Annotated in this window: 14 protein-coding genes; 8 read left to right on the plus strand and 6 right to left on the minus strand. The window is 43.1% G+C overall.

From position 1 onward, the window contains the following. The first annotated feature begins 54 nt into the window (after positions 1-54). The 5 genes from psaB to V7K38_RS26115 all read left to right on the plus strand — a co-directional run bounded on the left by psaB (position 55) and on the right by V7K38_RS26115 (position 4791). Positions 55-2286, plus strand: coding sequence for a photosystem I core protein PsaB (gene psaB / locus V7K38_RS26095; protein WP_334862090.1), 2232 nt, complete (start codon positions 55-57; stop codon positions 2284-2286). Positions 2287-2402: 116 nt separating this feature from the next. Next, positions 2403-2735, plus strand: coding sequence for a hypothetical protein (locus tag V7K38_RS26100; RefSeq protein ID WP_334862092.1), 333 nt, complete (start codon positions 2403-2405; stop codon positions 2733-2735). Then, positions 2725-2934, plus strand: a complete 210-nt coding sequence (locus V7K38_RS26105; protein ID WP_334862094.1) for a hypothetical protein — start codon at positions 2725-2727, stop codon at positions 2932-2934. The genes V7K38_RS26100 and V7K38_RS26105 overlap by 11 nt, the downstream gene beginning before the upstream one ends. Positions 2935-3311: 377 nt before the next feature. Next, complete coding sequence (locus V7K38_RS26110; RefSeq protein ID WP_334862096.1) at positions 3312-4367, plus strand: SGNH/GDSL hydrolase family protein; 1056 nt, start codon at positions 3312-3314, stop codon at positions 4365-4367. 61 nt (positions 4368-4428) lie between these two features. Then, positions 4429-4791: a DUF4864 domain-containing protein gene (locus tag V7K38_RS26115; RefSeq protein ID WP_334862226.1), complete on the plus strand. Its 363-nt coding sequence runs from the start codon at positions 4429-4431 to the stop codon at positions 4789-4791. 10 nt (positions 4792-4801) lie between these two features. Here V7K38_RS26115 and larE read toward each other — a convergent pair whose 3' ends face one another. After that, positions 4802-5635, minus strand: coding sequence for an ATP-dependent sacrificial sulfur transferase LarE (gene larE, locus V7K38_RS26120; RefSeq protein ID WP_334862098.1), 834 nt, complete (start codon positions 5633-5635; stop codon positions 4802-4804). A 126-nt stretch (positions 5636-5761) separates the two neighbouring features. After that, the gene (hrmK, locus tag V7K38_RS26125) at positions 5762-7579 is read right to left on the minus strand and encodes a hybrid histidine kinase/response regulator HrmK (protein WP_334862099.1); all 1818 of its coding nucleotides are present in this window, start codon (positions 7577-7579) and stop codon (positions 5762-5764) included. A 205-nt stretch (positions 7580-7784) separates the two neighbouring features. Here hrmK and V7K38_RS26130 point away from each other — a divergent pair, with 205 nt between their 5' ends. Continuing rightward, entirely contained in the window at positions 7785-8690 is a 906-nt protein-coding gene (locus V7K38_RS26130) for a branched-chain amino acid ABC transporter permease (protein WP_334862101.1), read from the plus strand. A 21-nt stretch (positions 8691-8711) separates the two neighbouring features. Here the strand turns inward: V7K38_RS26130 and V7K38_RS26135 are convergent, their stop codons facing one another. Both V7K38_RS26135 and lipA read right to left on the minus strand, forming a co-directional pair. Next, a complete protein-coding gene (locus tag V7K38_RS26135) occupies positions 8712-8861 on the minus strand; it encodes a photosystem I protein PsaX (RefSeq protein WP_334862103.1) in 150 nt (49 codons plus the stop codon). A gap of 191 nt (positions 8862-9052) precedes the next feature. Beyond that, positions 9053-9973, minus strand: a complete 921-nt coding sequence (gene lipA, locus V7K38_RS26140; protein ID WP_334862105.1) for a lipoyl synthase — start codon at positions 9971-9973, stop codon at positions 9053-9055. A 332-nt stretch (positions 9974-10305) separates the two neighbouring features. Here lipA and V7K38_RS26145 point away from each other — a divergent pair, with 332 nt between their 5' ends. Then, positions 10306-10995, plus strand: a complete 690-nt coding sequence (locus V7K38_RS26145; protein ID WP_334862107.1) for a response regulator — start codon at positions 10306-10308, stop codon at positions 10993-10995. Positions 10996-11403: 408 nt separating this feature from the next. Here the strand turns inward: V7K38_RS26145 and hemB are convergent, their stop codons facing one another. Both hemB and V7K38_RS26155 read right to left on the minus strand, forming a co-directional pair. Continuing rightward, the gene (hemB, locus tag V7K38_RS26150; protein WP_334862109.1) at positions 11404-12384 is read right to left on the minus strand and encodes a porphobilinogen synthase; all 981 of its coding nucleotides are present in this window, start codon (positions 12382-12384) and stop codon (positions 11404-11406) included. A gap of 335 nt (positions 12385-12719) precedes the next feature. Beyond that, a complete protein-coding gene (locus tag V7K38_RS26155; protein WP_334862110.1) occupies positions 12720-13079 on the minus strand; it encodes a DUF4870 domain-containing protein in 360 nt (119 codons plus the stop codon). A 123-nt stretch (positions 13080-13202) separates the two neighbouring features. Here V7K38_RS26155 and prfC point away from each other — a divergent pair, with 123 nt between their 5' ends. Next, positions 13203-14831, plus strand: a complete 1629-nt coding sequence (gene prfC / locus V7K38_RS26160; protein ID WP_334862112.1) for a peptide chain release factor 3 — start codon at positions 13203-13205, stop codon at positions 14829-14831. The last annotated feature ends 94 nt before the right edge of the window (positions 14832-14925 follow it).

Genomic DNA, 14925 nt, shown 5'->3' on the forward strand with positions numbered 1-14925 from the left:
AGGACTCTAGACGCTGATATTTGATGGCTAAAGGTCAGAGGATTTATTAAACCTATGGCGACAAAATTTCCGAAATTTAGCCAGGATCTCGCACAGGATCCGACGACTCGTCGGATATGGTATGCGATCGCTACAGGCAACGATTTTGAAACCCATGATGGCATGACGGAAGAAAATCTTTACCAAAAGATTTTCGCAACTCACTTCGGTCACTTGGCAATCATCTTCCTGTGGGCATCCAGCCTCCTGTTTCACGTGGCCTGGCAAGGTAACTTTGAACAGTGGATTAAAGATCCCCTTCACATCCGTCCTATCGCCCATGCGATTTGGGACCCCCACTTCGGTAAACCAGCGATCGAAGCTTTTACCCAAGCGGGCGCTAGTAATCCCGTAAACATTACCTACTCTGGTCTTTACCATTGGTGGTATACCATCGGGATGCGGACAAACGGCGAACTGTACAACGGTTCAGTATTCCTGTTATTGTTCGCAGCTGTATTCCTGTTTGCTGGCTGGCTGCACTTGCAACCCAAGTACCGTCCTAGCTTGGCATGGTTTAAGAGCGCTGAACATCGCCTAAACCACCACTTAGCAGGTTTGTTTGGTGTTAGTTCATTGGCATGGGCTGGTCACTTAATTCACGTTGCTGTCCCCGAAGCTCGCGGTCAACACGTAGGTTGGGATAACTTCCTCAACACACCACCCCACCCAGCCGGTTTGACACCATTCTTTACAGGTAACTGGGCTGTTTACGCTCAAAACCCTGACACTCCTGGGCATGTATTTAGCACATCCCAAGGTGCAGGAACTGCAATTCTGACTTTCTTGGGTGGCTTCCATCCTCAGACAGAAGCTTTGTGGTTGACTGACATCGCTCACCACCACTTAGCGATCGCAGTTTTATTCATTGTTGCCGGTCACATGTACCGGACAAACTTTGGGATTGGTCACAGCATGAAAGAAATGCTGAACTCCAAATCCGGTTTAGTACCTGGTACTAATAGTGAAGGTCAGTTCAACCTGCCTCACCAAGGTTTGTACGACACCTATAACAATTCGTTGCACTTCCAGTTGGGTATTCACCTAGCTGCTCTGGGAACCGTTACCTCTTTGGTAGCGCAGCACATGTACGCCATGCCTTCCTACGCATTTATTGCGAAGGACTACACGACTCAGGCAGCGCTGTACACGCACCATCAATACATTGCTGGTTTCCTGATACTTGGTGCTTTTGCTCACGGAGCAATATTCTGGGTACGTGATTACGACCCAGAGCAAAACAAGGGTAACGTTCTTGAGCGCGTGTTGAAGCACAAAGAAGCGATTATTTCCCACCTCAGCTGGGTATCCCTTTTCTTAGGCTTCCACACCCTTGGTCTGTACGTACACAACGACGTAGTAGTTGCTTTCGGTACTCCTGAAAAACAAATCTTGATTGAGCCAGTATTTGCTCAATTCGTCCAAGCTGCTAACGGTAAGGTACTTTACGGTTTAGATACATTGCTATCTAACCCAGATAGTATTGCTTACACAGCATGGCCTAACTACGCTAACGTTTGGTTGCCAGGTTGGTTAGATGCCATCAATGCTGGTACTAACTCCCTGTTCTTGACCATTGGCCCTGGCGACTTCTTGGTACACCATGCGATCGCTTTAGGTCTGCACACCACCACCTTGATCTTGGTCAAAGGTGCTTTGGATGCCCGTGGTTCTAAGCTGATGCCCGATAAAAAGGACTTCGGTTATGCCTTCCCTTGCGACGGCCCCGGTCGTGGCGGTACTTGCGACATCTCAGCATGGGATTCCTTCTACCTCGCTACATTCTGGATGCTGAACACCCTGGGTTGGGTTACGTTCTACTGGCATTGGAAACATCTAGGTATTTGGCAAGGCAACGTAGCTCAGTTCAATGAGAACTCTACATACCTCATGGGCTGGTTCCGCGATTACCTCTGGGCTAACTCCGCTCAGTTGATTAACGGTTACAACCCTTACGGCGTGAATAACCTGTCTGTCTGGGCTTGGATGTTCTTATTTGGACACCTAGTTTGGGCTACTGGCTTCATGTTCTTAATCTCCTGGAGAGGTTACTGGCAAGAGTTGATTGAAACCCTTGTTTGGGCACACGAACGTACTCCTCTAGCTAACTTGGTTCGCTGGAAGGACAAGCCCGTGGCTCTGTCCATTGTTCAAGCTCGTGTAGTTGGTCTAGCTCACTTCACTGTTGGCTACATCGTGACTTACGCAGCATTCTTGATTGCTTCTACTGCTGGTAAGTTCGGTTAATTCGGCTGCTAGTTTTGTAGATAAGTAATAAAAATCCCCTGCCGCAAGGTGGGGGATTTTTATTGACATGAAATTAGCTAAAAGTCAAAGATATTATAGAAATAAATAGAAATCAAATGCAATTCCAAGAAAAACCTATTCTTAAAGAGAATTGGTGGCTGATGTGCTGTAGTTTTCCTAACTTAAATTGGGCAAGGTTAAGAGTTTATGATGATTTTTCTGCTGAAATATTAGATTGTGATGGTTCTAAATATACATTTTCTAATGAAGAAGAAGCACGTTACTTCTTGATGGAGGATGAATTCACGCAATTTGAATCACTTGATCGAGAAGATGAACAAGAAATAAGTATCTCGTTATCTCTCATACATATCCCAAAAGGAAAAAACGAAAGGCAGTTAAGAGAAAAAATGTATGTAAAACAAACCGAAATACGAAATGAACACTAAACTTGTTGAATCACTGTTGCAAGCTATCCTGTCTCTATATAATGAGGAGCGATCGCTATTAGAAGAAAAAATATTTTTCGATTCATTAGAGCCTTCAAACTGTGACTTAATGCAACTTGCTAAGACTGGTGAAGCCGTAATATGTATATTGTTTGACAGTGCTGTAGATGATTCCAGAATTATCCCAAACCAATTTTAGAGCCTAACCTTTTTTAAGCAAGTTCTCGAATATCAGTAACAAAAACCTTTCGCTTGCTCATGAAGGGCAGATAATCTTATGATATAATCTCCAAAGTTATACACACTTATAATATTTGTGACCACTAAGTTCTACGAAATAGTTAGTTTGTAAAGATAGTGCTTTCAGTAACACTGTTCTCGCAAATAAGACTTGTATACCACCGAAAAAACTGTACTTTAAAGAGATCGTAAATTGTCTAAGATAATCTCCTCAACACACTTTACAGAACTATACAGTGTAAATAAGAATAATAACTTAACCGAAGTAAAATTTTCCTGAATGCAGGCGAATAATGTTGTGATAGGGAAAAGAGTGAGTAGAGGAGAGAGAAAGCGATGAGGGATCCTTATCTGTTGGCAGCAGGCTTGTTAACAGGATTAGCAATACCAGCATCGGCTCTTCCACATTTGTCAATTGTCCTGCCAGAAAGTTCGAGATTCCTGTGGGATTTAAAACAAGGCTCGCAGGCAATAGTAAGTAGACAAATCATCCCCAGTGTTGATCTCTCCTTACCAGAACTCAGTGGGCAAGCGTTCCAACCCCTAAAAAATTCACAGCCGACGGTAGACGAGAAAAACGTCTCTAGCGTACCCGAACTTAGTAGTGAAGGATTACCAGCTTCAACAGAATCATCAGTCAACCCCAGCGCTCAAGCAACGGGTATTTCACTGATATCTGGTAATCAACTTTATTACCAAAGATTGGCGGCTTTGAAAACAGGTCAGATTTATACACGCACAAATAGTGATAATTTGCAATCATTGTGGGAGTCGATCAGGAAGCGTCAACTAACTTATGATGACTGGAAAAGTTTACTAGCTTTAGAAGCTAGAGCGATCGCTCAAGGTCAAGGATCAAATCATCTAAGTATCTTAGTTGGTGATTCTTTGAGCATGTGGTTTCCTAGAGAAAAACTGCCTAGTGGGAAATTGTGGCTCAATCAAGGCATCTCTGGAGATACTTCCAGTGGGGTTTTAAAAAGATTGGGGGCATTTTCGGCAACCCGTCCCGATGTAATTTACGTCATGGCTGGGATTAACGACTTACGAAAAGGCGCTAGTGATGACACAATTTTGCGTAATTATCGCCGCATTGTCCGTCGTTTACGGGACGATCACCCAAAAACTGAAATCATTGTCCAATCAATTTTGCCTACTCGCCTAGCAAAACTTTCTAATAGCCGCATTCGTCACATCAACACCCAATTAACCCAAATTGCTAAACAAGAAGGCGCTAATTATCTAAATATTTATAGCTGGTTTACGGATATGGAAGGCAATATGCGCCCAGAGTTAACCACAGATGGTTTGCACCTGTCGCAAGAGGGTTATGATGTTTGGCGCTCGGCGCTACAACAGATAGAATACAAGCTGACTCAGCGTGAAAATTGAGCGATCGCTTCAAAGTCGGGCGATGTCTACGACGGGCTGCGGCTACGCTATTTTTAGATTTATGGAAATTACCAACAACGATGCGATCGCCATACATTCGCTAATTGAACACCAATTGGCAGCTTTTAAAAAGGATGATGCCCAAGGCGCTTTTGCTTTCGCCAGTCTGGGAATTAAGGCGCAATTTGGCACACCAGAAAATTTTATGCAGATGGTGAAGACAAGTTACCCAGCAGTCTACCGTCCTCGTTCCGTCTTTTTTGAGAAGATAACAACCATCCAGGGAAACATAACTCAGCCAGTTCTACTACTTGCTCCTGATGGAGTTCCCTTGAGAGCTTTATATTTTCTGGAAAAACAGCCGGATAATGCCTGGAGAATTAACGGTTGCTTTCTAGTTTCTGTAGAAGCTAAAGAAATATAAAACCAAAATTTTATAATTTAACACCCAAGGCTTCCCGATTATTCAAAACCTGATTTAACTTACCACTGCGATAACCTTCCAAATCCAAGGTTACGTAAACAAATCCAAAATCCTGAAATACAGAAACTACTTTCTGTAAATCTGTAGTTAACACAAAATCTTTAATTTGTTCTGATGATAATTCAATGCGTGCTGTATCCCCTTCCGATCGCACGCGCAAATTCTGCCAACCTAGCTTTCTTAAGAAAATTTCTCCTCTCCCAACTCGTTGTAACTTAGTGACAGTAATCTCTTCACCATAAGGAAACCGAGAACTTAGGCAAGGTTGAGCGGGTTTATCCCACCAAGGTAAACCGAGTTGTTGCGAGAGTTGGCGAACTTCAACTTTGGTAACACCCACTTCAGCTAAAGGCGATCGCGCCCCTCTTTCTTTCGCAGCCTGAATTCCTGGGCGATAATCATGCAAATCATCGGCATTTACGCCATCTACTACGTAGGGATAACCCAACTGCAAAGCTAAAGGTTTGAGAGTGTCGTGCAACTCACTTTTGCAAAAATAACAGCGATTAACCGGGTTAGAAGTGTAATTGGGATTTTCCATCTCGTGAGTCTGGACGATTTTATGGGCAATCCCAATAGTTGCGGCTTGAATTTTGGCATCTTCCAACTCTTCTGGCAAGAGCGAAGGAGAAACAGCCGTAACAGCCAAAGCGCGATCGCCCAGTGCATCATAAGCAATTTTAGCAACCAAAGTGCTATCAACGCCCCCAGAATAGGCAATCAAAGCCTGCTCCATCTCTTGAAATAAGGCTTTTAATTGCTCAAATTTTTCTATCAGCATCATTTCCCAATCCTACTCAAACCCTATAGCACCCAACACATTTTTATTGTAGTCATTTGTTATTGGGCATTGGGCAATCAATTAATAGTTCTTCTCCCCCTGCTCCCTGCTCCCTGCTCCCTGCTTCCCCTATACTGGTGGTTTGCTGTACTTGGCCACCAAACTGGCTAAATGTGGTAAATCAATCGGCTTAGAAATATAGTCATTTACTCCAGCTGCTAAACAGGTTTCGCGATCGCCTTTCATCGCCATTGCTGTTTGAACAATTACCGGAATCGCTTGATATTGCTCATTTTCTCGCAGTTTTTCTATCAAATTAAGACCATTTTCATCTGCTAGACAAACATCCATCAAAATCACTGCTGGTTCTAGCTGTGTCAAAATATCCCACATTTCCACAGCATTCTCAACCCAAGTCACCTGATATCCCAATTTCCGTAGATAAATTTGCATCAAATCAGCGTTGGGTAAGTCATTTTCTACCAGCAAAATATCTACAGAAGAACTAGGGGTGAAAGGTAGAGGAGATGAGGAGTATTTTGCTTCCTCATCTACCTCATCTCCCACTAATACCGTCTCTTGCTTAAGAGGAAGTACAAGGGTAAAACGCGAACCGCTATCTACTTCAGATTCCACTTTCACAGAACCACCGTGAATTTGGGCAAGTTTGCGAGTCACTGCTAAACCCAAACCAGTCCCTTCAGCACCACCAGCGACAGCCTTAGCAATTTGGAAATAGGGTTCAAATAATTGAGTTTGGTCTTCTTGAGAAATGCCACTGCCAGTATCCCAAACTGTAAAATGTACAGATACACCTTCAGGAACAACCTGTAAGCCAACACTTCCTTTGCTGGTGAACTTTAAGGCATTGAAGAGTAAATTCAGCAGCATTTGCTTAAGTCGCAAAGAGTCGGCTACTAGGCTTGTGATATCGGGGTTAATTTCTAGGCACAGTTTTAAACCCTTATTAGCGGCTTTCTCTTTCACCAGTGCCAAAACATTGCTACATAGCAGTTGTACATCTACACTTTCCCACTGCACTTCTAGCTGGTTTGCTTCAATTTTTGAGAGATCCAAAATATCATTAATCAGAGCTAGCAAGTGCTTGCCGCTAGACTGAATGATATTTAAATAGTCTTGCTGGCGTTCTTTAGTTGGTTCGTACCCTGGAGCTAAAAGCAGATGGGTAAACCCAATAATAGAACTAAGTGGTGTGCGAATTTCGTGGCTGGTGTTTGCCAAAAACTGGTTTTTCAGTTGATTGGTGCGCTGCAATTCTTGATTGGAGTTACTTAAATGTTGATATTGTTGCTGCAAAGATAGAATATGTCTGAGTTGTACCAAGGCTGTAGTACAGTGCTTGGCAAACCTAGCCATCAATTCCGATCTAAGTTGATCTTGTGATTCTATGGGCGACTTACAATCTGAGTTTAAGGGTGTTGCAGCAATAATTAGCCAGCCCATGCAGCCAGAATCATCAGCTAACTGCCAAGCACTTGGTGGCTGTTGATTCTCAAGCTGTTGCAAATCTTCGAGTTCTATAACCTCTTGCAATCTCAACAGCAGCTTTTTTTTTGCTGTCAGCACATCTAAAAATAAAGGTTGTGATTTTGGGGATGGAGAACGAGAAACATAGCAAACCGTGGCAACAGTTTCTTGTGGTTGAAACAGAGCGATGCCAACGGCATAATCTGTAAGCGCCAGATTACTGCTGTTCACAACACTGTTAATCTCGTTAACCACAGCTTGGAGAATTTCTGCTTCTGCGGCTTCTGCCTGTAGGACATTGTTACAAGCAGAAAGCAGGTACTGATTAAGGTGACTTTGCAACTGGTTCAAGCTGCTCTCCAGCCACAACTTGGCGCGAAGTTGCTGAATTGTTGTCAAAACTTTTGGCGTTGCATCTATCTGTGAGTTCTGGTCTGGTAAGCTTGAGTACTGCTGCATGGTCAACTAGACCGCTTAACAAATTTAGCTTCACATAAAAATCCGAAAAGGATTTTATGTATATTAGCGGACAATTCTTTTTTATTTATAAACCATAACTTATGTTGTTATAAACCATAACTTATGATGTCGAATTTAGCAGCTATTCTAAAAAAATTATTATATGAACCACTCACTTAAAATTTGTTAAAGCAACTTAAGACTTATGGATACACAATTCGCCCAACTAATCGTCAATGGGATTGCGGTGGGGAGCATTATTGCTCTAGCCGCAGTTGGACTGACTCTTACTTATGGAATTTTACGGTTATCTAACTTTGCTCATGGTGACTTTTTAACTTTAGGAGCCTATTTGACATTTGTGTTAAATACTGGTATAGATATTCAAATTTTCTGGTTTTCCCTAAATATTCCAGGAATTAATATTTGGCTGTCAATGATCCTGGCGGCAGCAGGAACAGTAGCAGCAATGCTGTTATCGGAAAAGTTGTTATGGTCGAAGATGCGCTCTATCCGTGCTACTTCCACTACCCTGATTATTATTTCTATTGGGCTTGCCTTATTTCTTCGCAATGGGATTATTTTTATCTGGGGTGGCAAGAACCAAAATTATAATTTACCTGTGACTACAGCTTTAGATATCTTTGGCTTAAAAGTACCGCAAAATCAATTATTGGTATTGGGGTTAGCGGTGCTAGCAATTTTGGGGCTGCATTACCTATTGCAAAATACCAAAATTGGTAAGGCGATGCGAGCAGTTGCTGACGATCTGGACTTAGCCAGGGTTTCAGGTATAAATGTCGATCGAGTAATTTTCTGGACTTGGCTAATTGCTGGCACTCTTACGTCATTGGGCGGCAGTATGTATGGTTTGATTACAGCCGTGCGTCCAAATATGGGGTGGTTTTTAATTTTACCGTTATTTGCCTCAGTGATTCTTGGTGGGATTGGCAACCCTTACGGTGCGATCGCAGCAGCTTTTATCATTGGCATCGTCCAAGAAGCCAGTACTCCCTGGCTGGGTTCACAGTACAAACAGGGTGTAGCATTGTTGATCATGATTTTGGTGCTGCTCATTCGTCCCAAAGGTTTATTCAAAGGAACGATTTGAGCAGCACCTCTCCACTTCTAACTATTCAATAATGTGGAAATAGTACGCTGCTACCAAGAAATTGATAGCTAACAACAATATTGCCCAGCCTGTGCGATAGGCATAGGGAGGTTTAGCTCCACTGTCGGCAACTGGGGAATTTGCAGGATTCTTCGTTGTTTTAGCGGTCATAATCCGATTCTCCTAATGTCATGACTTTTTAAGAAATACCAAACTGCTGTACCAAATACCCAAATTCTTTAAGAATATTTGTGTGAATTTGGGAATTGGGAATTGGGAATTGGGAATTGGGCATTGGGAATTGGTTAATTCTTCCCCCCCTGCTCCCCCTGCTCTCTCATCCTCCTCATCTCCCCTACTCCCTACTCCCCACTCCCCACTCCCTCCTCTCCAGCATGATAGGAACTGCGAACCAGAGGCCCAGAACGGACATGGTTGAATCCCATTTCCCATGCTAATCTGCCGAGTTGATCGAATTCCTCTGGAGTCCAATATTTTTGGACTGGCAGATGTTCTAGAGAAGGACGCATATACTGCCCAATAGTCAAGCGATCGCACTCTACAGCCCTTAAATCAGCCATTGCTTCAATAACTTCATCAAGTGTTTCACCATGTCCCAGCATCAAACCTGACTTAGTGGGAATTGTCGAATCGATTTCTTTGACCATAGCAAGTACTGAGAGTGAGCGATCGTATTTAGCTCCCCGACGCACTGGCCCAGTTAATCGCCGCACTGTCTCAATATTGTGATTAAAACATGCTGGTTTAGCTTTTACAACCATCGCTATTCGTTGGCGTTGACCTGATTCTCCAACACCAGCACCACCCCAAAAATCTGGAGTCAGCACTTCAATTTGAGTCTCTGGGTTTAATTGGCGGATAGTAGCGATCGTCTCCACAAAATGACCCGCGCCTTGATCGGGCAAGTCATCACGGGCGACAGAAGTCAGCACTACATAACGCAATCCCAAAAGCTGTACAGCCTCTGCTACCTTTTGCGGTTCCTCTAAATCAAGAGGCATCGGTGAATGACCTTTATCTACTTGACAAAAAGCACAAGAGCGAGTGCAAGTAGGCCCCATTAGCAAGAAAGTTGCAGTTTTTTGAGCATAGCACTCTCCCCTGTTGGGACAGCGACCTTCTTCGCAAATCGTGTGAATTTGGCGCTGTTTAATAATGCGTTGTACAGTAGATATTTCACTGGCTTTACCGATAGGGCGACGTAACCAGCTAGGCATTGCCGCAATTTCAGACTTTAGTTCAGCTTGTTGTGACGAAATCATAGACATCCAAGCAAGATACGGATATAAAGTAGTGGTCTTTCAATGGACAAATCATAGACAAGAATAGACGCAGGGAACAGTCTTAATATCTCCGTGTCTCGGTGTCCTTATCTGCTTTATGCCCTAGAGCAAAGCTAAAGCCTTAAATATCACCATGACATAAATCGAAAAGAGCGCCAGAAAAAGTTTTACAAAACACCTCTAGCAATGTCATTTATACCGAAATATACTATCCCCCAATTGCTAGAAATTTTGTATATAGTGGGAGGATTCTCAAGGACAATCGGCAAAGTCGCTATTTACACTTAAAGTTTCTGTTAGAGCAAACAGTCGTGGCAAGCAACAAGATTTTAGTTATCGATGACACTACAGTTGTCAGAGTAAAAGTACGCGAAATGTTGCCTCCGGGCAATTTTGAGGTACTGGAAGCAAAAGATGGTTTAGAAGGACTAAATTTTATTCTTCAGGAAAAACTCAGCCTAATTATGCTGGATTTCCTGTTGCCTAAAATGAGTGGCTGGGAGGTTTTCCAGAAAGTTCAAGCCGATCCAGAATTAAGGAAAATTCCTTTGGTGATCATGTCTGGTCGCAAGGAAGAAGTAACTGAGAAGATCACGGAACCCTTTGAATACTTTGAATTTCTGGGCAAGCCTTTTGATCAAAAGCAACTAATTAACGCAATTAAGTTAGCTATGACCAAGGCGAAACTGCCGCGCCCAGAATTAGTCGCAGTCGGAGCAGGGGTTGCTGTTAAAAATAGCACAGTTGTAACTTCTAGCGTCGCAAATACTGCTAAGGTAGCAGCCCCTAGCGCCGCAAATACTGCTACGGTAGCAATACCTACTGCTGCCAATACTGCGATGCCTACGGCGGCAAGCAACGCAACTCCTACTGCTGGAGGAGTCTCTGAGGCAGAAATTAATGCGTTGAACGAGAAAATTGTCAAAATGCAAGCTGAAATCGATGGCTTGAAGAAACAACTAACTCAGGTTGTTACCTTTATTAAGCAAAAAATCAAGTAGCATTTGTGTTCATTATTATTATCGCAGCCAAAAATGCCCGGTTCATCATAACAGGTGTCCGATTAAAAGCGGGTAAAAATAGTTAATTCAAAAACACTTATGTTGACAAATCATCGGTGACAACAAAATCAAAAACAGGAAAAAATTACACGTAGGAGCAATTCATGAATTGCCCCTACATTTTGCGTAATTCGTAATTCGTAATGACGCTCACGGACTCGCTACCGCTACGCTAACGTAATTCGTAATTACCATTGCATAAGGGTTTTAGACGTTTAGGCTGACTTATTTACGCCGAACGGTACTAGCTGTGCGCCCCTACTACGTATTTCAGAAATAAAATGTGATTCCTATCGTGCTGCCTTGCCTCTACGTGAGATTTATTGATCAATTATTTAACTGTCTAGTTTACTTCAACCATCGCGCCGCATCTTTGGCATGGTAAGTCAAAATCAAGTCTGCGCCAGCACGTTTAAATCCAGTTAAAGTTTCCATAACTACTCGCTCCTCATCAATCCAACCATTGAGAGCCGCAGCTTTTACCATCGCATACTCACCAGAAACATTGTAAGCTGCAACTGGTAAGTTAGTTGCTTCCTTCACGCGCCAGATAATATCCATGTATGCCAAAGCTGGCTTAACCATGAGCATATCAGCACCTTCAGCGATATCCAATTCAATCTCTTTAATTGCTTCGCGCCCGTTACCTGGGTCCATTTGGTAAGTTCTTCTATCCCCAAATTGCGGTGTCGAGTCTGCTGCATCCCGAAATGGGCCATAGTAACCCGAAGCATATTTAGCAGCATAAGACAATATCGGCGTGTCTTGAAATCCTGCTTCATCCAAACCTACACGAATTGACTGGACAAACCCATCCATCATCCCAGATGGGGCGATGATATCAGCACCGGCTTTCGCTTGAGAAACTGCTGTTTTCTTCAACAATTCCAAAGTTGGGTCATTTAAAACTCGTCCTGTTAAATCACCAACTTGCAGATAACCACAATGACCGTGGCTAGTGTACTCACATAAACAAGTATCGGCAATTACAATCAAATCTGGCACTGCTGCTTTTACCGCCGTCGCTGCTTTTTGGACGATACCGCAATCATGCCAAGCACCAGTGGCATCGACATCTTTATCAGCCGGAATACCAAATAAAATAATAGAAGGAATTCCTAAGTCATAAACTTCTTTTGCCTCTTCGACAATTTTATCTACCGAAAGTTGGTAGACTCCAGGCATCGATTTCACTTCGTTAGCGATTCCCTCACCTGGTACAGCAAATAATGGGTAGATTAAATCGCTTGTTGTTAAAACAGTTTCACGAACCATCCGGCGCAGTTGGGGATGAGTACGCAGACGACGGGGACGATGTATAGGAAACATAAAATTTTATGAAGAAAAACAACGCAAATGGACACAAAACAAAGCGTCACAAAAGCAGGTTAAAATTTTCCTGCCGTCAGACAGACTACAAACAGTGCTTAACTGTCCTTTGCCCTACTCTTAATCAAGTTGTGGGGCAATTTTGTATTCTACAGCTTGGTTGCACCTATCCAACGGACTGGGAAAATAATTCGTAATTCGTAATTCAAAATTCAAAATTCAAAATCGTAAAACCCTCTGTTGGCAAAATCCTGACGATTGGTTGGGTACAAACTCAAGGCATAAGAGGTTAATAAAATAACTGACAATGCCTAATGCCCAATGCCCAATTTGTTCTAAAGAAATCGAAAAATATAGGGATAACGGAAAGGTATATCAGGATTGCTGAAAATTCCGATGAGCGCCCAAATTGTTAATCCCCAGTGCAATAGATATCCCAGACCGGCTAATGGCCCTAGCAATAATAGAGGTAACACTAACCAACCGAATAGGAAAAACAACACTCCCAGAATTGCACCATAGAACCAGACATTAAAGTGGAAATTGATGGATTCTTTGGCGTTTTCTTTAACAACAGGATCGTCAGATACAAACAGTATGGCGATCGGGATACCGACAGATACCAATGTTGTACTGAAGAAAATTGATCCATGTGCCAAGGCGGATAGAAGCTTTCGCTTGTCTGTGTCGTACATTGCTTTCTCCTATTTAATCAGATTGTTGGTTATACTACGACCCTATCACGAGCATCGTTGTCTTAAGATTAAAAGACTTACTAGAGTCAAAAGAATTAAGTTAGCTAACAAACAAATACATTTATGTCTACTGAACTTCAGTCTGAACTTATTCAAGCAGTTGAACTGCGACGCAATTTTGCGATTATATCTCACCCTGATGCTGGTAAAACTACACTAACAGAAAAGCTACTTTTGTACGGAGGTGCAATTCACGAAGCTGGAGCAGTTAAGGCACGACGGGCACAGCGTAAGGCTACCTCTGACTGGATGGCAATGGAACAACAACGGGGTATTTCCATTACCTCCACGGTGTTGCAATTTGAATACCAGAATTGCCAAATAAATTTATTAGACACTCCAGGACACCAAGATTTCAGTGAAGATACTTACCGGACTCTCGCGGCTGCCGACAATGCAGTAATGTTAATTGATGCGGCAAAAGGTTTGGAACCCCAAACCCGCAAATTGTTTGAAGTGTGCAAGTTGCGGGGTATCCCGATTTTTACATTTATCAACAAGCTCGATCGCCCCGGAAGAGAACCTCTAGAATTGTTGGATGAAATTGAGCAAGAATTGGGATTGCAAACCTATGCAGTCAACTGGCCGATTGGGATGGGCGATCGCTTTAAAGGTGTTTTTGACCGACATAAACAACAAATTCACCTGTTTGAACGTAGCGCCCACGGCAGCCGAGAAGCCCGCGATACGGTAGTCGAATTAGGCGATCCGAAAATAGAAGAACAGCTAGAACAAAGCCTGTACCACCAACTGAAAAACGATCTGGAACTCTTAGAAGGAGTTGGGCCAGAACTAGATTTGCAGTTGGTACACGAAGGCAAAATGACACCTGTGTTCTTTGGCAGCGCTATGACTAACTTCGGGGTAGAGTTATTCCTCAAGTACTTCCTGGAATATGCCCTTAAACCTGGTTCTCATTACAGCAGTGTGGGCGAAGTTGCTCCTACCTACCCAGAATTTTCGGGGTTTGTCTTCAAGCTGCAAGCGAATATGGATCCGAAACACCGCGATCGCGTCGCATTTATCCGGGTCTGTACTGGTAAGTTTGAAAAAGATATGATGGTGAATCACGCCCGCATCGGTAAACTCATCCGTCTATCTCGCCCGCAAAAACTCTTTGCTCAAGAGCGGGAATCGATTGATGTGGCTTATCCTGGCGATGTGATTGGTTTGAACAATCCCGGTGTTTTTGCGATCGGGGATACAATTTACACGGGACAAAAGCTCGAATATGAAGGGATTCCGTATTTTTCGCCGGAACTGTTTGCATCTCTGAGGAATCCCAACCCCTCGAAGTCAAAACAATTCCAAAAAGGTGTTGCGGAATTGCGAGAAGAAGGTGCTGTGCAAATTATGTATTCAACTGATGAAGCCAAGCGCGATCCAATTTTGGCGGCGGTGGGCCAGTTGCAATTTGAGGTCGTACAGTTTCGCTTAGAAAACGAGTATGGTGTAGAAACCATATTAGATTTATTACCCTACAGTGTCGCCCGTTGGGTTGAGGGTGGTTGGGAAGCATTAGAAAAAGTGGGACGAATATTCAATACCACTACAGTTAAGGACAGTATGGGACGGCCAGTGTTGTTATTCCGTAATGAATGGAATTGTCAACAGTTGCTGGGCGACCATCCAGAGTTAAAATTAAGCGCGATCGCTCCAGTATTTTCTAGTCAAGAACCAGTGAAAGAATGAAGAAGAATACAGAATTCAGAATCCAGAATTCCGAATGAGTCCTACATATAGACTCAACTGAATTCTGACTGGAGGCAGAGCGTCTCCGGCTCCG

The sequence above is a fragment of the Nostoc sp. genome (assembly GCF_036917465.1).
In the GTDB taxonomy this organism is placed as follows: Bacteria; Cyanobacteriota; Cyanobacteriia; order Cyanobacteriales; family Nostocaceae; genus Nostoc.